The sequence below is a fragment of the Vibrio sp. 10N.286.51.C3 genome (assembly GCF_003050065.1).
Lineage (GTDB): Bacteria > Pseudomonadota > Gammaproteobacteria > Enterobacterales > Vibrionaceae > Vibrio > Vibrio crassostreae.
On the sequence record NZ_PIGC01000024.1, the window covers coordinates 16,152 to 38,930 of the forward strand.

At 45.4% G+C, this 22,779-nt stretch carries 21 protein-coding genes; 16 read left to right on the forward strand and 5 right to left on the reverse strand.

Features of this window, described 5'->3' with window-relative positions:
• The first annotated feature begins 6 nt into the window (after positions 1–6).
• Positions 7–1,230, forward strand: coding sequence for an FAD-dependent 2-octaprenylphenol hydroxylase (locus tag CWO27_RS20770; protein WP_107899446.1), 1,224 nt, complete (start codon positions 7–9; stop codon positions 1,228–1,230).
• A 99-nt stretch (positions 1,231–1,329) separates the two neighbouring features.
• Here CWO27_RS20770 and CWO27_RS20775 read toward each other — a convergent pair whose 3' ends face one another.
• The 3 genes from CWO27_RS20775 to ygfZ form a co-directional block, all read right to left on the reverse strand.
• On the reverse strand, positions 1,330–1,536 hold the full coding sequence (locus CWO27_RS20775; RefSeq protein WP_009847660.1) for a DUF1107 domain-containing protein: 207 nt from the start codon (positions 1,534–1,536) through the stop codon (positions 1,330–1,332).
• A 562-nt stretch (positions 1,537–2,098) separates the two neighbouring features.
• The gene (locus CWO27_RS20780; protein ID WP_107899447.1) at positions 2,099–2,560 is read right to left on the reverse strand and encodes an aminoacyl-tRNA deacylase; all 462 of its coding nucleotides are present in this window, start codon (positions 2,558–2,560) and stop codon (positions 2,099–2,101) included.
• A gap of 4 nt (positions 2,561–2,564) precedes the next feature.
• Complete coding sequence (gene ygfZ, locus CWO27_RS20785) at positions 2,565–3,536, reverse strand: tRNA-modifying protein YgfZ (protein WP_102530114.1); 972 nt, start codon at positions 3,534–3,536, stop codon at positions 2,565–2,567.
• Positions 3,537–3,704: 168 nt separating this feature from the next.
• Here ygfZ and CWO27_RS20790 point away from each other — a divergent pair, with 168 nt between their 5' ends.
• Both CWO27_RS20790 and CWO27_RS23935 read left to right on the forward strand, forming a co-directional pair.
• Entirely contained in the window at positions 3,705–3,965 is a 261-nt protein-coding gene (locus CWO27_RS20790; RefSeq protein ID WP_004735374.1) for an FAD assembly factor SdhE, read from the forward strand.
• Positions 3,913–4,332, forward strand: coding sequence for a protein YgfX (locus tag CWO27_RS23935; protein WP_307862880.1), 420 nt, complete (start codon positions 3,913–3,915; stop codon positions 4,330–4,332). The genes CWO27_RS20790 and CWO27_RS23935 overlap by 53 nt, the downstream gene beginning before the upstream one ends.
• Positions 4,333–4,450: 118 nt before the next feature.
• On the opposite strand, the gene nadB is transcribed toward CWO27_RS23935, so the two are convergent.
• On the reverse strand, positions 4,451–6,067 hold the full coding sequence (gene nadB / locus CWO27_RS20800; protein ID WP_019826282.1) for an L-aspartate oxidase: 1,617 nt from the start codon (positions 6,065–6,067) through the stop codon (positions 4,451–4,453).
• Between the two features lie 389 nt (positions 6,068–6,456).
• Here nadB and rpoE point away from each other — a divergent pair, with 389 nt between their 5' ends.
• From rpoE to acpS, 11 genes are all read left to right on the forward strand, one after another.
• The gene (gene rpoE, locus CWO27_RS20805; RefSeq protein WP_008223963.1) at positions 6,457–7,035 is read left to right on the forward strand and encodes an RNA polymerase sigma factor RpoE; all 579 of its coding nucleotides are present in this window, start codon (positions 6,457–6,459) and stop codon (positions 7,033–7,035) included.
• 26 nt (positions 7,036–7,061) lie between these two features.
• A complete protein-coding gene (locus CWO27_RS20810) occupies positions 7,062–7,685 on the forward strand; it encodes an RseA family anti-sigma factor (RefSeq protein ID WP_048659401.1) in 624 nt (207 codons plus the stop codon).
• Complete coding sequence (gene rseB / locus CWO27_RS20815; protein ID WP_048659400.1) at positions 7,682–8,644, forward strand: sigma-E factor regulatory protein RseB; 963 nt, start codon at positions 7,682–7,684, stop codon at positions 8,642–8,644. The genes CWO27_RS20810 and rseB overlap by 4 nt, the downstream gene beginning before the upstream one ends.
• Entirely contained in the window at positions 8,641–9,111 is a 471-nt protein-coding gene (locus tag CWO27_RS20820; RefSeq protein WP_048605807.1) for a SoxR reducing system RseC family protein, read from the forward strand. Before rseB ends, CWO27_RS20820 begins: the two co-directional genes overlap by 4 nt.
• A 137-nt stretch (positions 9,112–9,248) precedes the next feature.
• On the forward strand, positions 9,249–11,042 hold the full coding sequence (gene lepA, locus CWO27_RS20825) for a translation elongation factor 4 (protein WP_048615653.1): 1,794 nt from the start codon (positions 9,249–9,251) through the stop codon (positions 11,040–11,042).
• Between the two features lie 245 nt (positions 11,043–11,287).
• Complete coding sequence (gene lepB, locus CWO27_RS20830; RefSeq protein ID WP_048659399.1) at positions 11,288–12,184, forward strand: signal peptidase I; 897 nt, start codon at positions 11,288–11,290, stop codon at positions 12,182–12,184.
• Between the two features lie 26 nt (positions 12,185–12,210).
• Complete coding sequence (gene rnc / locus CWO27_RS20835; protein WP_102478258.1) at positions 12,211–12,888, forward strand: ribonuclease III; 678 nt, start codon at positions 12,211–12,213, stop codon at positions 12,886–12,888.
• Entirely contained in the window at positions 12,881–13,852 is a 972-nt protein-coding gene (gene era / locus CWO27_RS20840; protein ID WP_017059042.1) for a GTPase Era, read from the forward strand. The genes rnc and era overlap by 8 nt, the downstream gene beginning before the upstream one ends.
• 102 nt (positions 13,853–13,954) lie before the next feature.
• The gene (recO, locus tag CWO27_RS20845) at positions 13,955–14,683 is read left to right on the forward strand and encodes a DNA repair protein RecO (protein WP_107899448.1); all 729 of its coding nucleotides are present in this window, start codon (positions 13,955–13,957) and stop codon (positions 14,681–14,683) included.
• Positions 14,680–15,417: a pyridoxine 5'-phosphate synthase gene (gene pdxJ / locus CWO27_RS20850; RefSeq protein WP_048664490.1), complete on the forward strand. Its 738-nt coding sequence runs from the start codon at positions 14,680–14,682 to the stop codon at positions 15,415–15,417. Before recO ends, pdxJ begins: the two co-directional genes overlap by 4 nt.
• 78 nt (positions 15,418–15,495) lie before the next feature.
• A complete protein-coding gene (gene acpS / locus CWO27_RS20855) occupies positions 15,496–15,876 on the forward strand; it encodes a holo-ACP synthase (RefSeq protein ID WP_017059039.1) in 381 nt (126 codons plus the stop codon).
• A 105-nt stretch (positions 15,877–15,981) separates the two neighbouring features.
• On the opposite strand, the gene barA is transcribed toward acpS, so the two are convergent.
• Positions 15,982–18,795 (reverse strand): two-component sensor histidine kinase BarA, encoded by a 2,814-nt coding sequence (gene barA, locus CWO27_RS20860; protein WP_048659395.1) that lies wholly within the window; start codon positions 18,793–18,795, stop codon positions 15,982–15,984.
• Positions 18,796–18,960: 165 nt separating this feature from the next.
• Between barA and rlmD the strand changes: the two genes are divergently transcribed.
• Together rlmD and relA are read left to right on the forward strand one after the other, a co-directional pair.
• A complete protein-coding gene (gene rlmD, locus CWO27_RS20870; RefSeq protein WP_102530113.1) occupies positions 18,961–20,280 on the forward strand; it encodes a 23S rRNA (uracil(1939)-C(5))-methyltransferase RlmD in 1,320 nt (439 codons plus the stop codon).
• A gap of 135 nt (positions 20,281–20,415) precedes the next feature.
• A complete protein-coding gene (gene relA, locus CWO27_RS20875; RefSeq protein WP_055319624.1) occupies positions 20,416–22,638 on the forward strand; it encodes a GTP diphosphokinase in 2,223 nt (740 codons plus the stop codon).
• Positions 22,639–22,779: the final 141 nt, after the last annotated feature.

Sequence of the window (22,779 nt, forward strand, 5' to 3'; positions counted from 1 at the left end):
TAAATAATGATGCAAAGTGTTGATATCGCGATTGTTGGTGGTGGCATGGTTGGCTTAGCGCTTGCTGCTGCCCTGAAAGACAGTGACCTAAGAATTGCTGTCATTGAAGGTACAGCTCCCAGTGAAGGGCTTAGTGAGCTGCCTGACGTACGTGTATCCGCGTTGAGTCGTTCTAGTGAAGTGATTCTTCGCAACTTAGGTGCATGGCAAGGTATCGAACAAAGACGTGCAGCACCGTATCAAGCGATGGAAGTGTGGGAGCAAGACAGCTTTGCCCGTATTGAGTTTGACTCGACACGCTTGGCTCAGCCGAACTTGGGTCATATCGTTGAAAACCGTGTGATTCAATTAGCGCTGCTTGATCAGGTTAAGAAGCAAGACAACGTCAGCCTGTATATGCCTGCAACGTGTAAAACGATGGCGATTGGTGAAAGTGAAGCTTGGTTAACATTGGACAATGGCCAAGCGCTGACAGCTAAGTTAGTTGTTGGAGCAGACGGCGCAAACTCTTGGGTTCGTAAGCAGCAAGATATCCCATTAACACATTGGGATTACGGACACAGTGCGATTGTCGCGAACATCAAAACCACAGAGCCGCACCACAGCGTTGCTCGTCAAATATTCACACCTCAAGGCCCATTGGCATTTCTACCAATGCAACCAAGCCACATGAGCTCGATTGTTTGGTCTACGGAACCAAATCGTGCCGAGAAGTTGGTATCCATGTCGGATACTGATTTTAATAAGCAGCTAACGGCAGAGTTCGACTCAAAGCTTGGATTATGCGAAGTGGTTGGTGACCGTTTTGCATTCCCACTACGCATGCGTTATGCACGTGACTTTGCGGTAGAGCGTGTGGCTTTGGTTGGTGATGCTGCTCATACCATTCATCCATTAGCGGGGCAGGGCGTTAACCTTGGCCTATTAGACGCAGCAAGCTTAGCACAAGAGCTGTTAAAGCTATGGACTGCGGGTGAGGACATTGGCACCAAGCGTAATCTTCGCGGCTACGAGCGCTGGAGAAAAGCAGAGGCGGCGAAAATGATTGCTTCAATGCAGGGCTTTAAAGACCTGTTTGAAGGCGATAACCCAGCTAAGAAGCTGATTCGTGGTATCGGTATGAAGCTAGCAGGTCAATTACCGGGTGCGAAAGATGAGATCATGAAGCGCGCACTGGGTTTATCTGGCAATCTTCCTGATTTAGCTAAGCGTCCAGTGACTCATCGATAGTGACATAGTGTTCTGGTGATTTATCGAATCATCATTGATACGAAAAAAGGGTTGGCATAATGCCAACCCTTTTTGTTTTTAATTCTGTAGATAATCAGGTCATGCGTACGCGCAGCGCAGTTTCATGATTTCACTATTTATTTCTTTCACTGTTTGAAAGTGACGCTTTTCTGCTCGGTCTGGTAGCACTAGCTTACCGTTATCAAACTCAAATTTTCCTACGCCGTAAATGTAGATTCGTCCTTTGAAAAGTCGACTTACATGTTTAGCTATCATACTCGGTGTATAGCGCTTAAACAGTCTCATTTTTTATTATCCTTATATTTACCTAGCCTGCATATTATAGAAAAACTCCGAGATAATAATTGTGATAAGCATGGAGTAATATGCAGTAGAGTTGACGTTAATTAGATATTTGTGCTGTTCTAAGCACTTTCTTCAGTAAATATCTATTTTTACGTGAGCTCCTCCCCAAAATAATACTGAGTAGTGAACTGCCGTGAACTTTCCTGTTCGGTATTAAGCAGTCATAATGTTACAAGTATAAGAATAGGCGGGATTTTTTTGTTTGTGTAATCAAATTGTAAATTTCTGACAAAAAAAAGCCCGTCTAAAACGGGCGAATAGTCACAGATGCATTACACAAAAGTGGATACTGATGTTACTCAGTGGATTCACTTGTACTGATTTGCTTAATAGCTAGTCAGTAAATTTACAATAACGCAAATTTAACTTTGTGACTACTTATGCTTTTATTTTGAGTAAGTATTTACTGGTGATGTGTTCTTCTTATGACGAAGTTCACACAAAAAATGTACTCAATGAAATATTCAAATGAAGTTTGCGAAGCATGATCTGATCGAAACGATCATCGACTGATATCTGCGACGGTCGGTGCACATAGCGCCATAAGATCATTGAGATCCAACGCAACGCCAGCCATTCGAACACCCGAGCTAATGGTTACGGTCGAGTTGTTCTGAATGGAAGGATCAAAAATGATCGGCATGTGTCTCTTGAGAGCGAGCGGACCAACGCAACCCACTTTAAAGCCAGTGACCGCTTCAACATCAGTGAGCGACACGCAGGTCATCCGACGGCAATTCAGCACCGAGCGTACTTTCTTGGGGGCGACAGAACGATCGCCAGCAGTACAGGCCAGTGCATACTGATTACCCATATCCTTGAGCAGGATGCACTTGACCATTTGAGATGGGTCAATGCCTCGCTCTTGCGCGGTTTCTTCGATGCTGGTGGTGGGTTTACTTTGCATCAGCAGGCGATACTTCACCTGCTGTTGATCCAGCCATTGTGTAATCAGTGTTTCCACGTGGTTACTCGTCTTCGAGGCTGTAAGGCAGTGGCAGGATATTCCACACTTGATCAGGCTGCGCAGTCAATCGAAGCTGAACATCGTCATCCAGGTTGTTTGGCAATACCATTAAACCAATCGCTTGGTTATCAGCAAATTGATATACGTTTAATAGTCGGCCTGCGCCACGCCAGTTTTCACCTACGCTACGCTCTAGTTCAATAGGGTTCTCTAGTGTTAGCACTTCCCCAGTTGGGCCAGAAACAATACGCATCTCACGCTTGTTCATGCCGCGGTACTTAGCACGAGCAACCGTTTCTTGACCTGTGTAACAGCCTTTTGAAAAGCTGATACCGCCAATCGCTTGCAGGTTAAGCGCTTGAGGGATGTGCTCGTTTTGCTCAGTTTTCGATAGATTCGGCTGAGCATCAATAATTTCATGATATTGCCAAAGTGCTTCTGATACTTTCTCAGCAGAGCTGTTGGTGACTAAAGCTTCTGCAGCTTCTTCTGTCACAAGTAAAGCCCAGCGGTTGTCTGATACTAAAACGGCCGTACCGCCAGAAATCGCACGCACATTACCTTGGCTTTCTGAAATCGAATCAATGTATTGATTTGCAGACGCACCCATCACACCGATAACAACGTCAGACGTTTGCTCGATATCGACCTTAGAGAACACTGCGTACTTTTTGATTTCAACGAGCTCGACTTCAATCGCAGATTTAGGTTGCATGAGTGCGTAGCCACCGTTGTGGTGGAACAAACGAAAGATACTCCATACCTTTCCTTTTGCATCACAGTGCGCGCCTAATGTGGATTCATCATTAGGAAGAGTCACCACGTCGCACGTTACTTGACCTTGCAGGTACGACTTTTTGTCATCGCCTATCATGGTGATTGCACTCCAGTCTGACGCGTGTGTCATCATCAGTTCTGGAAGCGATTCATTTTGTGTATGAGCGAGTGGCTGAAATGTGTTTTTCCAATCCATTTTATCTTTCCTAAGAATTTTATTTGGCTCTATGTTAATCCGGTTCTGTTTCTTTGTCAGCTTAGGTTTTTTTTGTGAGCTGAGATAGGGACTGTGACTCACATAGTAGTTGCAGGGCGTATGACTTGTTACACTCCGAGAAAGAAAAATTATAGGTGAGGATAGCCAATGTACACTGCAGAGCAGAAAGCACGAATTAAATGGGGTTGCCGTCGCGGCATGTTAGAACTTGATGTAGTCATCATGCCATTTTTCGAAGAGTGTTTTGATTCATTGCAAGAGCAGGAACAGCGTGAGTTTGTTTCTCTACTAGAGTGTGATGACCCAGATTTGTTTACTTGGGTGATGGGACACGGACGCAGTGAAAACCTAGGTCATGCATCAATGGTTGATAAAATTGTCGCACACAACCTCAGCAAGGTTCGTTAAGCTCCAGCTTAACCCTTCATATTCCGCATTATTCGCAAAAGGCACTGTTTTCGGGTGCCTTTTGTTTTTCATCGTCCTATCTTCTATTCCACTTGCCGCCAGCCTTTATTGTTTAGCACTGCTGATCCATCTGTTTAAAACCAACCATCTGATTTTGAATAGTGCTCATGGTCGTTTTGATTATAAAGAAGATGGTGAGATCCGATTGAATGACCGACGTTATATTCTAAAGTCCGTGGATAAGATCTGGGCGCAGTTCTTTGTTAAATTGCAGTTTGAGTGTGGGTACTCGGTATTGCTTTGGCGCGACAGCTGTTGCGAGAATGAATATCGTCACTTTCTGGCAAACTTACAACGAGCGTGTTAGGTCAGCCAAAGTATTAGATAAAAGAAAGCATTAGACAAAAGAAAAGGGAGCACTCGGCTCCCTTTCGTTTAATTACTTTTCGCTGACGACTAATTAGCTAAGCACGCTTAACCCATAATTATGATTGGCGCTTTTCTGGCGTCAGAATCGTTGGGCCGCTGTCTTCTGCAAGTTCTGGATAGTCCAACGTGTAGTGTAGGCCGCGGCTCTCTTTACGTTGCATTGCACAGCGAACCATTAGCTCAGCCACTTGTAGCAAGTTACGCAGTTCTAATAGGTTATTCGAAACTTTGAAGTAGCTGTAGTACTCATGAGTCTCTTGCTGCAACATCTGAATACGGCGCAGTGCACGTTCAAGGCGCTTATCCGTTCGAACAATGCCCATGTAATCCCACATGAATAGACGTAGCTCGTGCCAGTTATGCTGAATGATAACTTCTTCATCACTGTTGGTTACTTGGCTTTCATCCCATGCAGGCAGTTCAGCACACAATTGAGATTGGTCGATGTTCTCAACGATATCTTTTGCTGCTGCCCATGCGTAAACCACACACTCAAGCAGTGAGTTAGAAGCCATACGGTTTGCACCGTGTAAGCCGGTATAGCTCACTTCGCCAATCGCATACAAGTTAGTCAGGTCGGTTTGACCTTGCTTATTAACCATGACACCACCACAAGTGTAGTGAGCAGCTGGTACGATAGGGATTGGCTCTTTGGTCATATCGATGCCCAAGTCCATCAAGCGAGTATGGATCATTGGGAAGTGCGTTGTGATGAATTCTTCAGGCTTGTGGCTGATATCAACATACATGCAGTCGGCACCCAAGCGCTTCATTTCGAAGTCAATTGCCCGAGCAACCACATCACGTGGAGCCAGCTCACCGCGCTCATCGAAGTCCTTCATAAAACGAGAACCATCTGGGCGGCGCAAGTAAGCACCTTCACCACGCAGTGCTTCCGTCAGTAGGAAGTTACGCGCTTCTGGGTGGAATAAACAAGTTGGGTGGAACTGATTGAACTCAAGGTTTGCCACACGACAACCCGCACGCCAAGCGATAGCAATACCATCACCTGAAGAAACATCTGGATTAGAGGTGTATTGGTAAACCTTTGAAGCTCCACCTGTTGCTAATACAACAAATTTAGCGCGCACGGTTTCAACGTGTTCTTGGTTACGGTTCCAAATGTAGGCACCGATCACCTTGTCTTTTGAACCACCAATCTTATCTTCAGTGATCAAATCCAGCGCATTGTGGCGCTCGAAGATCTCGATATTTGGGTGGTTGTTGACGTTATCTTGTAGTGAGGTTTGCATCGCCATGCCAGTTGCATCGGCAGCGTGCAGAATTCTGCGGTGACTGTGGCCACCCTCACGAGTGAGGTGATATTTTGGTTGGCCTTCGGTGCTGTTTTCATCTTTATCAAATGGAACACCACCATCAATCAGCCATTGCACACATTCTTTCGCATTTTCAGCAATGAATTGAACTGTATCTTCTTCGCATAACCCAGCCCCAGCAATTTGAGTATCCTCTACATGAGACTCAATACTGTCCGACTCATCGAACACCGCGGCGATACCACCTTGTGCGTAATACGTCGATCCTTCGCTGCGTGGTCCTTTGCTTAATACAATTACTTTTGCATGTTCTGCTACGCGTAAGGCTAATGACAAGCCTGCCGCACCACTTCCTACCACTAATACATCACACTGATGTTCACGGTTTGCGTTCATAAAACTTATTAAATCCCGGGCTATAGTCGAGTTGTCCACTCTCAATTGACTTTGTCTTGTTTTAGGAGTTTGGGTAAGACTGTTATAATCTCTCCAGAGTCATCCTTAAACGCTATGCAAAATCAATATATAGACAGCTATCTAGAAATATTTAATTGCTCAATACCATTGCTTTTGCTCAAGTTTCCCCAAATTGATAGGGATAGCTATTTTTATTACATCACATTGTGAAACAATAATGGCAAATAATTTTAAGAAAGTTGGAACTTTCGGTATTTGGCTTAGTCACAATAGTGCTCTTGTAGACGGTGGTGTCAATACTACATTTCGCATAATTAGTACCCATATCTGCGAAGGTAAGGGTTATAACAATAGGAGTACCCGCTCGAATGAACGAGCAGCTAACCGATCAAGTGTTGATTGAGCGAGTTCAGAGTGGAGATAAGCAGGCATTTAACTTACTAGTGGTTAAGTATCAAAACAAAGTTTGTAATCTTATCTCTCGATACGTGAATAATTCCGGTGATGTACCTGATGTAGCACAAGAAGCTTTTATTAAAGCTTACCGCGCGATACCTAACTTTCGTGGCGAGAGTGCCTTCTATACATGGTTGTACCGAATTGCCGTGAACACCGCTAAAAATCATATCGTTGCCCAAAGCCGTAGGCCGCCAGCAACCGATGTAGATGCAGAAGATGCAGAATATTACGAAACAGGCAGCGCGTTAAAAGAAATATCGAACCCTGAGAACTTAACGCTGTCAAAAGAATTGAAACAAGTCGTTTTTGGAGCGATTGAAGCGTTACCAGAAGACTTAAAAACTGCAATGACGTTGCGTGAGCTCGAAGGTTTGAGCTACGAAGAGATTGCAGAAGTAATGGATTGCCCTGTAGGAACCGTACGTTCGCGTATTTTCCGAGCTCGTGAAGCAGTGGAAAAGAAAATCAAACCTCTTTTGCAACGCTAGAACTTGTAATAATTATGGTGAAAATAATGGCTGATAAAGAAAAGCTTTCGGCACTCATGGATGGTGAAACGATCGATAAAGCTCTCATTGTAGATCTTGAATCTGATCAAGAAAGCATGGATACCTGGCAGAGTTACCATTTAATTGGTGATGTTATGCGTGGGGATGCGCCAGAAACTCAAGATTGGAACATTGCTAACAATGTGGCAGCAGCGCTTGAAGCTGAGCCTGCACATAGTGCAATGCCGAACCTGCACCAAGTGAATGTTGAACCTACTGTTGCTCCAATTGAAGAGCAGCCTAAACCTCAGCAAGCGAAGCGTCAGCTTCCGGCTTGGTTACAACAGTTTGGACAAGTTGCCGTAGCTGCGTGTGTTTCATTGGCGGTTGTATTAGGTGTTCAACAATATGGTGGCAGCGACCCTGCAGCTCCAGAGCAGTTGCCTGTACTCCAGACGATTCCATTTGCGGGTTCTGCGGAACCAGTAAGTTTAACGCGTGACTCCGTTGAGAAGCCGGCATCGGAAGCTAACTTGCAAGAGCAGCGTAAACGCGTTCATGCAATGCTAGAAGATTATGAGCTTCAGCTAAGACTAAACAGTGATGCATCGCCAATGCAAGATGCACATCTAGAATCGGACATTGAATGAAGAAAATCCTGGTCAGTGCACTGACACTGTTCAGCTTGATGTCTCCAACAGCCTTTGCAGAGGAAACCACTGCAAAGGCCTTGTTGCATCAAATGAACGAGGCCAGTCAGCATCTAAATTACGAACTCTCCTACATATTGATAAAGAAGAGCAGTATTGAACCTCTTGTTTATCGCCATGCAGTTAACGACGACCAACAACTTGCACACCTTGTTTACCTAAGCGGCCCTGTTCGTGAAGTCATTCGACGTGGCAATGAAGTTAGCTACATCGAACCGGGTACAGAGCCATTTACGATTCAGTCTGGCAGTATGGTTGCACCTGTTATTCCGATGATTAATAGAGATATCGAATCACTGAATCAGTACTACGACTTCGTAAAAGTTGGGCGCTCTCGTGAAGCGGGCAGCACTACTCAAGTACTGCGGGTCGTGCCGAAAGATGGCCTTCGCTATTCTTACGTGGTTTGGGTAGACGAGAAAACAAGCCTTCCTTTGCGTGCCGACCTTTTGGACCGTGATGGCGAAGTGCTTGAACAGTACCGCACGATCTCTTACGTGGTGAACGACAAGATTGCTGAGGCGATGGGTGGCTTGAACCAAGCTCAATTACCAAAAGTCTTATCACTGCCGGAAGGCTTAGTGAGTGAAACTAACTGGCAAGCGTCTTGGATTCCTGAAGGGTTTAAGTCAAAAGAGCTTAGCCGCTATCAAATGGCTGCGACCGATAAAATGGTTGAAAGTCAGCTTTTCAGTGATGGATTGTTTAGCTTTTCGGTTTATATCGCCGATAAAGACGAACATTCATTGAAAGGGCAATTGGTACGTCAAGGACGCAGAACCTTACACAGCTTAGTGATTGGCGATAAAGAAATTTCTGTGGTTGGTGATATTCCGCCAGCAACCGCCAAACGTATTGCTCAATCAGTTACGTTTAATAAATTGGAACCAGCGCAATGATGACCGCGCTGGCGACCGTTAGCTCGGTTGAACAAAAAGGTAAGCAATATTTTGTTCAACTGAGCTGCGAGCAACAAACCAGTTGCAGCAGTTGTTCTTCTCAAAAAAGCTGCGGAACAGGTATTGTGACTAAGGCTGTTGGCAATAAATCTTTGTTTTGGCAGCTTAAAACCAAAAGCTTAGTCAAAGCAGGACAAATCGTAGAAATTGGCTTTCCAGAAAAAAGCCTACTTCAGTCGGCGGCGATCGTTTATCTGATCCCACTTTTCATGTTGATGATTGGTGCTGGTTTTGGACAACTCTTGTTGCAACCCTTACTTCAAGGGGGCGAGGGCATTGTTATCTTAAGTGCAGCACTGTTTACTGCTGGTGGGATTGCCTTAGCGAAGCGGCTAGCCAAACCCATGGAAGACAAATCCAAGCAAGAAGTCGTCTTGATTCGAATCCTTGGTGAGTCTCTCGTCTAATTTATGATGCTTCTTGCCCTTAAATTGGGTAGAATCTGCCAACTTGATTGAAATGCCGCCACCAATGCTGACTGTAGATTGGACGTGTCGCGGCTTTCTTATTATCCCTATTCAAAGAGTTTAGTCACACCAAGCCTATGAAGCACATTCGTAATTTTTCGATTATCGCCCACATCGACCACGGTAAGTCGACCCTTTCTGACCGCTTAATCCAAGTTTGTGGAGGATTAAGTGAACGTGAGATGGCAGCTCAAGTCCTCGATTCTATGGATATAGAACGCGAGCGTGGTATTACAATTAAAGCGCAGAGTGTGACTTTAGATTACAAAGCTAAAGATGGTGAAACTTACCAGCTTAACTTTATCGACACTCCTGGACACGTAGACTTCTCTTACGAAGTATCTCGTTCTCTAGCGGCTTGTGAAGGCGCACTACTTGTAGTGGATGCAGGCCAAGGTGTTGAAGCACAAACTCTAGCAAACTGTTACACAGCAATCGAAATGGAGCTGGAAGTAGTGCCAATCTTGAACAAGATTGACCTACCAGCTGCTGAACCAGAGCGTGTTGCTGAAGAGATCGAAGAGATCGTTGGCATCGATGCGATGGAAGCGACTCGCTGTTCTGCTAAAACAGGTTTAGGCGTAGATGATGTTCTAGAAAACATCGTAACGGCTATCCCACCACCGGAAGGTGATCCTGAAGCGCCTCTACAAGCGTTGATCATTGACTCTTGGTTCGATAACTACCTTGGCGTAGTTTCTTTGGTTCGTATTAAAAACGGTAAGCTGAAGAAGAACGACAAGATTCGAGTAATGTCGACAGACCAAGTTTGGGGTGTTGACCGTCTAGGTATCTTCACGCCTAAGCAAATCGACACCACTGAGCTAAATACTGGCGAAGTAGGTTGGGTTGTTTGTGGTATTAAAGACATCCTAGGTGCACCAGTTGGTGATACGTTGACGCTTGCAAAAGGCGGCAGCACTGAACGTCTGCCTGGTTTCCAAAAAGTGAAGCCTCAGGTATACGCAGGTCTATTCCCTGTATCATCTGATGACTACGAAAACTTCCGTGACGCGTTAGGCAAGCTAAGCCTGAACGATGCGTCATTGTTCTTTGAACCAGAAAGTTCAGCAGCACTTGGTTTTGGTTTCCGTTGTGGCTTCTTAGGCATGCTTCACATGGAGATCATCCAAGAGCGTCTAGAGCGTGAATACGACCTAGACCTAATCACGACTGCACCAACAGTAGTGTATGAAGTTGTAAAAACAGATAAAACGGTTCTTTACGTTGATAGCCCGGCTAAACTGCCAGCGGTTAATGACCTAGAAGAAATTCGTGAACCAATTGCACGCTGTAATATCCTGGTACCTTCGGATTACCTAGGTAACGTAATCACACTGTGTGTAGAGAAGCGTGGCGTACAAGTAGACATGGTTTACCACGGTAATCAAGTTGCTGTGACGTACGATCTTCCTATGGCTGAAGTAGTTCTCGACTTCTTCGACCGTCTGAAGTCAACGTCTCGCGGTTACGCATCATTGGATTACAACTTCCAACGTTACGAGCCATCAAACATGGTACGTGTAGACGTATTACTGAATGGCGAAACGGTTGATGCTCTAGCGATCATTACGCACAAAGATATTGCTCAGTCTCGTGGTCGTCTACTGGTAGAGAAGATGAAAGAATTCATCCCTCGTCAGATGTTCGATATCGCGATTCAAGCAGCGATTGGTAACCACATCATTGCTCGTTCTACAGTAAAACAACTGCGTAAGAACGTAATCGCAAAATGTTACGGTGGTGATATCAGTCGTAAGAAGAAACTTCTTAAGAAACAAAAAGAAGGTAAGAAGCGTATGAAGCAGATCGGTAACGTTGAACTGCCTCAAGAAGCTTTCCTTGCAATCCTTCACGTTGGAAAAGACTAGGTATCAATCGCACTAACTATCTGCTGAATATTACTGGTTAAAATCGTTTATTTCTTTGTTGCAAAGATTGCAATTAGGCCCACTAGTCACTGCACTTTGCGCCTCGAACTAAACGATTTTTCCTGCGTAATCTTCCCAGCATTTAGTCAGCATGATTGATACAAATTAGAAATATTAAGCAGAGTGAAAGAGTTATGCTCTTTCACTTTCGTTATTTTTAAAGAAATGAAATTTAAGGGATATCAATGGCTAATACATTTTCGCTTATCTTAGTGATCGTAACTCTAGTGACCGGCATTGTATGGGCGTTGGAAAAGTTTGTGTGGGCGAAGAAGCGCCAGCAAAAGCTTGCTGACGTTGAAGCACAATCGAATGGCCTAGACGCTGAAACCAGCGCAAAAGTTACGGCTCAGCCTTGGTGGGTTGAGAACAGTGTGTCCATTTTCCCGGTAATTGCATTTGTTTTGATCTTGCGTTCATTCATCTATGAACCGTTTCAAATCCCATCAGGCTCGATGATGCCAACCCTTTTGGTTGGTGATTTTATCTTGGTAGAGAAGTACGCGTACGGTCTAAAAGACCCAGTATGGCGCACTCAATTGGTAGAAACAGGCAAGCCAGAACGCGGTGATTCAATCGTATTTAAGTACCCACCTCAGCCAAACATCGACTACATTAAGCGTGTTGTTGGTATGCCAGGTGACACTATTCGCTACAGCAGTCGTAAAGAGATCTGTATTCAGGCGAAGGGTACAAGTAGCTGTGAACCAGTGAAACTAAGTCACGTTGAAGAGAGCCAATTTATTCAAGATGGTGTGCCTCTGATTCAGCTGAATGAACAGCTTGGAGATGTTGAGCACCAAATTTTAGTTAACCCATTACGCCGTGATCGTGTGCAAGCATATCAGCCTCGCAATGGTGTTAACGAGTGGGTCGTTCCAGAAGGCCAGTACTTTGTGATGGGTGATAACCGTGATAACAGTGCTGATAGCCGTTACTGGGGCTTTGTCCCTGAAGCAAACCTTGTTGGTAAGGCCGTTGCTATTTGGATAAGCTTCGAATTCGAACGCGGTTCAGACAGTGTACTTCCAACATGGATTCCTACTGGTGTGCGTTTTAATCGCATCGGTGGGATTCATTAATCGATCAATTAACACATCGAGAGAGCATGAATTCTCCAATTGATAAACTAGAGAGAAAGATTGGCTATCAGTTTAATGATGCCGATCTTATCCACTTGGCGCTGACTCACCGCAGCGCCGCAGGTAAACATAATGAACGTCTTGAGTTTCTGGGCGATTCAATTTTAAGTTTTGTTATCGCTGATGATCTTTACCACCGTTTCCCTAAAGTAAACGAAGGTGATATGAGCCGCATGCGTGCAACATTAGTACGTGGTCATACATTGGCAGAACTAGGTCGTGAATTCGAACTAGGAGATTACTTAAAATTAGGTCCAGGTGAGTTGAAGAGTGGCGGTTTCCGTCGTGATTCTATTCTAGCGGATGCGGTTGAAGCGATCATCGGTGCTGTCTATTTAGATAGTGATACCGAGACGGTTCGCGGCATTATTTTAAGCTGGTACCGATCTCGCCTAGATGCTATTCAGCCTGGAGTATCTCAAAAAGATCCGAAAACTCGCCTACAAGAGTTTTTGCAAGGTCGAAGAAATCCTCTGCCTGTCTACACAGTGACTAATATTAAAGGTGAAGCACACAACCAAGAGTTTACGGTTGAGTGTGAAGTGGCAGGTGTGGATAAACCTGTTATCGGTAAAGGCACTAGCCGCCGCAAGGCAGAACAAGCGGCTGCTGAAACAGCATTAGAGCAACTAAGCAATGTCTGATAACAACCAAGATTTCGATATCGATGCATTCTTTTCATCTGATAGCAAAAAAACAGGCCTACCGGAAAACCAACACTGTGGCTTCATCGCTATTGTCGGTCGCCCAAACGTAGGTAAGTCGACGCTTCTGAACCATATTCTGGGTCAGAAGATTTCTATTACATCACGTAAACCACAGACGACACGTCACCGTATTATGGGCGTTGAAACTGAGGGTGATTACCAAGCGATCTTTGTTGATACTCCTGGACTTCATATTGAAGAAAAGCGTGCAATTAACCGCTTGATGAACCGTGCGGCGAACAGCTCACTGAGTGATGTGAATCTAGTATTCTTCCTTGTTGATGGTACTCACTGGACTGACGACGATGAGATGGTTCTGAACAAACTGAAGAAGACTGACTTCCCAGTTGTACTTTGCATTAACAAAGTAGATAACGTTCAAGACCGTACTAACGTGATGCAGCACATGATGGAAGTCTCTAAGAAGATGGACTTCATTGACGTTGTGCCAATCTCAGCGAAGCAAGGTAAAAACATTGATGTACTGCGTAAGCACGTACGTGAACATTTACCTAAAGCGACACACCACTTCCCGGAAGAATACGTGACAGATCGCTCGCAACGTTTTATGGCCTCTGAAATTATCCGTGAAAAGCTGATGCGCTTTACGGGTGATGAGCTACCGTACTCGGTAACGGTTGAAATTGAACGTTTCGATTACAACCCAGATAATGATGGCTTCCATATCAATGCACTGATTCTTGTTGAGCGTACAGGTCAGAAGAAAATGGTGATTGGTAAAGCGGGCGAGAAGATCAAAACGATTGGTCGTGAAGCGCGTATCGATATGGAAGAACTGTTCGGCCGTAAAGTTTACCTAGAGACTTGGGTCAAGGTTAAATCTGGCTGGGCTGATGATGAGCGTGCACTTCGCTCGTTAGGCTACATCGACGATCTATAATATATTGAACGTCACTTTCTGAGATTAAGAAAGTTGAACTGAAGATAAATCCAAGAGAGAGTGCGAACTCTCTCTTTTTGTATCTGTAATAAGGGTAAGTGATTGAGCGAAGGGTTACAGCGATGCTTTGTGTTGCACCGTCGACCATACAGTGAGTCGAGCCTGATCTTGGACGTCTTCAGTGAAGAGTTCGGTCGGGTGACGTTGATGTCTAAAGGCGCTCGCAGCAAGCGTTCCAATTTGAAAGGTGCACTACAACCTTTTACGCCGCTACTGCTTAAGTGGTCTGGTAATGGTTCGATGAAAACCTTACGCCAAGCTGAACCTATTAGCTTGGGGCTTCCTCTCGCCGGTATCAATCTGTATTCAGCCATGTATGTGAACGAGCTAATCGGTCGTGTATTGATGGCGGAAGTGCCGATGCCTGCACTTTTTCACGACTATCTTCATGCTTTAACAGAGCTGGCGCATAATGAGAATCCTGAGCCAGCACTGCGTCGCTTTGAGTTGGCTCTGTTATCCGCTATGGGTTACGGCGTCGACTTTTTACACTGCGCGGGCACTGGCGAAGCGATTGACCCGAGCATGACTTATCGCTATCGAGAGCAGAAAGGTTTCATCGCTTCGGTGCGTCGAGACAACCTGACCTTTATGGGCGATGAACTTATCGCAATCAGTGAACGTAGGTTTGTCACTAAAGAGCAGTTAAAAGCGGCAAAACGCTTTACACGCATAGCCTTAAAGCCGTATCTTGGCGGCAAACCATTAAAAAGTAGAGAGCTATTTATGCCAACAATAGCCCTCTCTAGAGCACGGAGTATTGGAAAATGAGCTCAATCCTTTTAGGCGTTAATATCGACCATATTGCAACACTACGTAATGCACGTGGTACTAAATACCCAGATCCAGTACACGCAGCTGAAATTGCTGAACGTGCGGGTGCTGACGGTATTACTATTCACCTGCGTGAAGACCGTCGTCATATCGTTGACCGCGATGTGCGTATTCTAGCTGAAACACTTCAAACTCGTATGAATTTGGAGATGGCAGTAACGGACGAGATGGTTCAAATTGCCCTCGATACTAATCCTGAGTTTGTTTGTCTGGTTCCAGAGAAGCGTGAAGAGCTGACCACTGAAGGTGGCTTGGACGTGGTTGGTCAACTTGAAAAGATCAAAGCGGCGACGGAAAAACTGTCTGCTGCTGGCATTAAAGTATCTCTGTTTATCGATGCTGACCGTGAGCAAATCGACGCAGCAAAAGCGTGTGGCGCACCGTTCATTGAACTGCACACTGGCCATTATGCCGATGCTAAAACAGAAGAAGACCAACAAGACGAGCTGAAAAAGATTGCTGCAGGCGCAAGCTACGCGGACGATCTTGGTATCACAGTCAATGCGGGTCATGGTCTGACTTACCACAACGTCGCACCGATTGCGGCTCTTCCAGAGATCTACGAGTTGAACATCGGCCACTCAATCATGGGACGTGCAGTGTTTGATGGTTTGAACAAAGCCGTTGCAGACATGAAAGCCGTGATGGAAACAGCACGCAACAACGCTTAGTTTTCTAAACAGTAAGTGTTAAGTCTTAAGCGACTAATTAGTAGAATTAATAGATAGAAGTTTGGTAATAGGGTAAACATGGCTGTTGTTGGATTAGGTACAGATATCGCAGAAATTGAACGTGTTGAAAAGGCATTGTCACGAAGTGGTGACGCTTTTGCTCAGCGTATTTTGACCGATTCTGAATTTGAAGTATTCCAGCAACTGAAGCAAAAAGGGCGTTACCTTGCAAAACGTTTTGCTGCCAAAGAAGCGGCATCTAAGGCGTTAGGCACGGGGATCGCGCTGGGTGTGACCTTCCACGACTTTGAGATTTCAAACGATGAGCATGGTAAGCCAGTTCTGAGCCTGCATAAAAAAGCGCGTGAAATCGCAGAGGCGAATGGCACAACATCGATTCATCTGACTATCTCGGATGAGCGTCACTACGCTGTGGCAACGGTATTACTCGAATCGTAAACAGATTATCGCTACTTTATATCTAGTGCTCTTGGCTCTAGACAGAAAAAAGCAGAGCTTGTGAGCTCTGCTTTTTTATTGCCTTGAGTTTGAGGCTAAATCAATCTAGTCACTAGTTGGTTTCAAGTAGTGAATGGCCGTCGCTTGAACCTTATCTAGCTCATCTTGAAGCTCGAAAAGCTCCGGCTCAATGTCTTCAACAGAAGTACCAGAACGCAGCTCTTTCTCTATCGTCGCACATACCGACTTTAGCCTTGGTACGCCACTGTACGAACTGCTGCCATGCATCTTGTGGATAATGTGTATCAGCTCTTCAACTGGGTAGTCACTGTCTTCTATCGCTTTGTCTGCTGCCTCATAAACCTCCGGAATAAAGTCGACGAGCATTTGTAGCATATCGCGTGCGAGGTCTTCTTTATTGGCGGCTTGTCTCATCGCAGCTTGCCAATCAATGATGATGTTTTTGTGTACGCTGGCTTCAGTTTCTGACACTGGGCCGTTATCGATTTCAGCAGAAACAGCAGGGTGGTCTGGATCTATTTTTTCTATGTGCTCAACCTCAGAGGTTGGGCTCCAATGAATCAGTACCTGCTGCAAAACATGTTCTTCAATGGGTTTGGTTAGATAGTCATCCATGCCCGCTTCGAGTAGTCGGTCACGTTCGCCAATCATTGCATGCGCGGTCACGGCAATCACAGGTGTGTTCGCATTATTAGCTAGCTTCTTAATGTTCTTACAAGCCGTCACACCGTCCATCTGTGGCATTTGAATATCCATGAAGATGATATCAAATTGAGTATCTGTCGCCTTGTCTATCGCCTGCTGACCACTGGTACAACTGATGACGGTTTCTACACGTTCTTTGAGCAGCGCAGTGATCAGTTTAAGGTTGGCAGGGTTGTCGTCGACCGCCAATACCGTAAGCGGAAGCTTCTCTTCTGAGTGTGTTTCAATCGCTGGTGCAATCAAGGTTGGCGCCTGATTCGATACCAGAGTTTGCAGTAACTTCTTGCGAGAAAGAGGTTTAGTGATGCATTGAACATCGACCTCTTTCATTAGTTGCTCACCCAACGCTAGCTCGGTACTTGGTGTACCAATAATCACGTTTTGGGCAATCTTCTTCGCACCGATCGCCCAACCACTCACGGTATCAAATTGATATTCTTGGTTGGCGGCTAGGTTAAGCAAAACGTAGTCATACGAGGTGGTCTCGTCTGGCATTACTGAACGATACGTTACCACTAAGCCTTCTTGAGTTAGGATTTGCTGAGTAATCGATGCCGCTTGCATGTTTGGTTCGATCAGCAGCAGTTGTTTGTCTTGTAGACACTGAGTCTCAATCAGCTCTGTCATTGGCATATCAGTCGTTGATAGTCTCAACGTAAACCAGAAGGTTGACCCTTGATGTAGACGACTGGTTAGGCTGATCTCTCCGCCCATTTGGCTGACCAGTTTTTGGGTTATAACTAGACCTAAGCCTGTACCACCATAACGACGAGAGATACTTGCGTCGGCTTGGCTGAAGGCTTGGAACAGCTGAGCTTGTTGACGCTCCGAAATACCAATACCCGTATCGCGAACCATGAATTGCAGCTCAATGTTGTCTTCGCTTTGTGAGCGAAGCTCAACGCTGATATCAATGTTGCCGCGCTCGGTAAACTTGATTGAGTTGCCGACTAGGTTGGTTAGGATCTGTTGAATACGCAGTGGATCGCCCACCACGCCTGGCGGAACTTTAGGATCGATCTTCAGTGTCAGCTCAAGGCCTTTCTCATGAGCGTTGGTTGCTTGAAGGTTTACTACTTCTTCAAGGCTAGCTTGGAATTCAAATGGGATGTTTTCTAGAGCCAGTTTACCGGCTTCAAGTTTCGAAAAGTCCAAGATATCGTTAATGATGCTAAGCAGGTTATTTGCCGATCGTTCAATGGTTTGTAGGTAATCGGTTTGGCTGTTCGATAGGTGAGTCTTAAGCATTTGACGAGTGAAGCCAATCACACCATTCAGAGGTGTTCTTAGTTCGTGAGACATATTCGCCAGGAATTCAGACTTAACACGAGCTGCTTCTTGAGCTCGTTTCTTCGCTATGTCTAACTCAACGTTTTGAATCTCTAATTGCTCAAGGGTTTCTCGCAAGTCTGATGTGGCTTGGTCGATACTGTGCTGCATCTCGACGTGATACTCTGACAACGATACCGCCATCGCGTTGATGCCATTTTTCAGTGAGTCTAGCTCACCATGCATTTTGCCTTCGATACGTACATCTAGGTGGCCTCGACGAATTCGGTCGACCATGTTTTTCATGTGTGTGATCGGCTGGGTTACGTCATGCATCAAGCGGAAAGCAAAGACACCAGACAACCCAAGCCCGAGAATCAGAACTAAGAAGGCAGAGAACACTTCTTGATATTGCTGCAATCGAAGAGAAGATAGGTCTAATTCAATCGCAATATAACCGATTGCTTGGTTGGCTTGAGACTGACCGTTGGCTGAATTGATGTATTGGCCTTCGGCTATGATCGGCGTCCGCAGAATCAGCGTGTTATCGAGCAGGTTCGATGAGCTTAAATGCGGGATCGGTTTATCTTTCGGATAGGTTAGGCTTTCAAAGTCGGGGTGGAAGTTTGAGGTTACAAACAATTCATGACGTTCATCAAACACCGCGATACTACGCACCAGCTTAGAATTCTTTCGATGCGCATAGCTAATAAGCTGACGAACAGACTCTCGACTTTCGAGCTTCATGCCTGATTCACTCGCAATCGCAAGTGGTTCAATGATGCTAGTACCAGTGTTAACCACTTGCCCCTCAAGGTCTTGATAGCGGTTAAATGAGAAAAATGCACTCAATAGCAACCCAATAATCAGGGTTGGAGCTAGAGTTAAGGTAATTACACGGGCTCTTAAGCCATATCTGGTCATGTTCTTTAATTACATCGAGGTCTGGATATGGGAAAATAACGCACACAATGGCGGTTAAGTGAACGGTAAGCTTAATCAAAGCCGTGACGTTCGACAATGATTCCAAGACATAATAGTGAGTCCTGGATACCAATTACTTATTAAAAGATACATTAGGCACAAGCAATGGCACGTTTTTTCCAACCAAAAAAGAAAACTCAACTCGAGACCAAGCATCAATCGGTTTTGGTTGAACGAATGGATCACAATGGCGCTGGCATCGCTTATCAGAAGAATAAACCGGTTTTCATTGATGGCGCATTGCCAGGTGAGCAGGTGGTCATTCAACTTACTGAGAGCAAAAGTAAGTTTTCGCGAGCAAAGCTCATCAAATTGTTGAAGCCGAGCGAGCAGCGTTTAAAGCCATTTTGTAAGCACTTTAATCAGTGTGGTGGTTGTCACCTTCAGCATCTCGGTTATTCTTCTCAGGTTGAGCATAAATCGCAATCTCTGACGCACCTGATGAGCCAATACCAAACGGCTAATACTGAAGTTGCACAACCTATTATTGGTGATGAAACCGGTTATCGACGTCGCGCACGTATCAGCCTATTTGTTGATAAGAAGACACAGCAGCTTCAATTCGGTTTCCGTAAGAAGCAGAGTAAGCAGATTGAAAACATCACCGACTGTGCCGTGCTTGATCCTCGCCTTAATGTATTGCTGCCAAAACTGAAAAATTTACTCAACACTTTCAACAGCCTTACGTCTTTAGGACACGTTGAATTGGTATTGGGCGATACTGGTCCTGTTATGGTGCTACGTCACCTTAAGCCTTTGGTTGAAAAAGATGAACAAGCGCTGATAGCGTTAGCAAAAGAAGAAGGCGCGACGCTGTACTCAATGCCTGAAAGCGATAAGTTGGTTCGTTTGGTTGGTGATGCACCAGCCTATAGCGAAACTGGCGTGACGTTACCGTTTGAGCCAAACCACTTTATCCAAGTAAACCAGAAAGTGAATCAGCAGATGGTGGCTCAAGCTATTGAGTGGCTAGAACCTCAAGCGGATGAACGGGTACTAGACCTGTTTTGTGGTCTAGGTAACTTCAGTTTGCCTATCGCAAAACAATCGGCGTTTGTGGTTGGTGTGGAAGGCGTTGATGAGATGGTTCAGCAGGCCACATTGAATGCCCAATTGAACCAGTTGAGTAACACCGAGTTTTACCAAGCGAACCTTGAAGAAGACTTATCTACACAAGCTTGGGCAAAAGAGAAATTTGATAAAATCTTACTGGACCCAGCTCGTGCTGGAGCGAGTGGTGTTGTTGATCAAATTTCAGCGTTAGGAGCGAAGCGTGTGGTTTATGTTTCGTGTAATCCTGCTACTCTAGCTAGAGATTCAGAGAGCTTAGAAAAGCAAGGCTACCAATTAGCCAAACTTGGTATGTTGGATATGTTCCCACACACCAGCCATTTAGAATCGATGGCTCTCTTTATCAAGGCTTAAAGGCCCGTAAATAAGGCTTAAAAATGAATGACAAAGGCGCAGGGACACCTGCGCTGATATCAATATGGTCGAACTAACTTGGAACCAGTTAGTCATATTGAATTGGGTATAAAACATAATAACTAGGAAGGCATGATGGTTGCGGTACGAAGCGCACATTTAAACCCAAGCGAACAGTTTGAGCTAGAAAGTTGGATTGCGTCACTGAATCAAGACGCAAAAACCTCGAATAAACTGATCAAGGTTTATCGTCACTGTGAAGAGCTATTAAAAGATCACGAGCAAGCATCGCTCTTGCTTTGGCGTGGCCGCGAGATGATCGAAATCTTGGTTACGCTGTCCATGGACCGTGCCACTTTAATTGCCGCGCAACTTTTCCCCGTCGTCTCAAGCGGCGTTTTTGAGCGCGAAGCGTTTGAAGAAAGCTACGGTAAAGAAACCGTAAAGTTGATTGATGGCGTTGAAGAAATGGCGGCTTTAGGCCAGTTAAACGTGACTCTTGAAGGCAGTGCTGCCTCGGGACAAGTTGATAATGTTCGCCGCATGCTACTGGCGATGGTGGATGATTTCCGCTGCGTAGTTATCAAACTCGCTGAGCGAATCTGTAACCTTATTGAAGTAAAAAAAGCGCCTGATGCTGTACGTCGCGCGGCAGCAAAAGAGTGTTCTAACATCTACGCTCCGCTCGCTAACCGTTTAGGTATTGGTCAGCTTAAGTGGGAAATCGAAGATTACGCATTCCGCTACCAGCAGCCAGACACCTACAAGCAGATAGCTAAACAGCTGTCTGAGCGTCGTATCGTACGTGAACAATACATCACCGATTTCGTTGACGACTTAACGGCTGAAATGAATCGTTCAAGCATCAATGCGGAAGTGAGCGGTAGACCAAAACACATCTACAGTATCTGGCGTAAGATGCAGAAGAAAGGCTTGGACTTCGATGAGCTTTTTGACGTGCGAGCGGTACGTATCATCGCAGATCAGCTTCAAGACTGTTATGCCGGTCTAGGTGTGGTTCATACCAAATACAAACATCTACCAAGTGAATTTGATGACTATGTGGCGAACCCTAAGCCAAATGGTTACCAATCGATTCACACGGTGGTTCTGGGCCCAGAAGGCAAGACCATTGAGATTCAGATCCGTACCAAGCAAATGCACGAAGACTCTGAGTTGGGTGTGGCTGCGCATTGGAAGTACAAAGAAGGCGCTTCGAGTGGACGCAGTGGTTACGACGAGAAAATCACTTGGTTGCGTAAACTTATCGATTGGCAAGAAGAGATGTCGGATTCTGGCGAGATGCTGGATGAAGTTCGTAGCCAAGTATTCGATGATCGCGTATATGCCTTTACACCGCGTGGTGATGTGGTCGATTTACCTATGGGGGCAACCCCGTTGGATTTCGCTTACCACATCCACTCGATGGTTGGACACCGCTGTATCGGTGCCAAAGTAGCAGGCCGTATCGTCCCATTCACTCATAAATTATCGATGGGTGATCAGGTTGAAATTATCACTCAGAAAGAGCCGAACCCATCTCGTGATTGGCTGAACCCAACCACAGGCTTCGTTCACTCTGGACGTGCTCGTGCGAAAATCAACGCTTGGTTCCGCGCGCAAAGTCGTGAGAAGAACCTAGAAGCGGGTCGTGACATTCTTGAGGTTGAATTAGCGAAGGTTGGTGCAACTCTAAAAGATGCCGACCAATACGCGCTAAGACGCTTTAACGTCAACACGCCAGATGAGCTTTATGCTGGTATCGGCAGTGGCGACTTGCGCATTAACCAAGTGGTTAATCACATCAATGCGTTGGTCAACAAGCCTACGGCGGAAGAAGAAGACAAGAAAGCGCTAGAGAAACTGCTTGAGTCGGAAAACAAACCAGCACAACAGAGTCGTCCAAAGAAAGACGCGGTAGTGGTTGAGGGCGTTGATAACTTAATGACGCACCTAGCTCGTTGCTGTCAGCCAATCCCTGGTGATGTGATTAAAGGTTACATCACTCAAGGTCGTGGTATCTCAGTTCACCGTGCTGACTGTGAACAGTTGAGTGAGCTAAGCCTGCACGCACCAGAGCGTATTATTGATACAGTCTGGGGCAATGGCTTCGTCGGTTCTTACATCCTAACGCTGCGTGTTGAAGCACTGGAGCGTAATGGCTTGCTGAAAGACATCACCTCACTGTTCTCGAACGAGAAGATCAGCGTGACGACAATGAAGAGCCGCATCGACTATAAACGTCAGCTATCGGTAATGGATTTCGATTTGGAAGTGACCAATATTGAAATCTTGAGTCGCGTGACCAGCCGAGTCGAGCAAATCAAAGATGTAATGAGCGTCAAACGCTTGGGCTAAAATTCTCGTCATACTTGAAGCTGATGGCGTTGTTGATTGCGCGCACTCGCTCAATCACATAGGCAAGCTATGCTCAGGAGTCTCGCTTGCTTGTCGCCTAGCCACAGTTTCAATTATTTAGAGAATTAGACAGTATCAAGA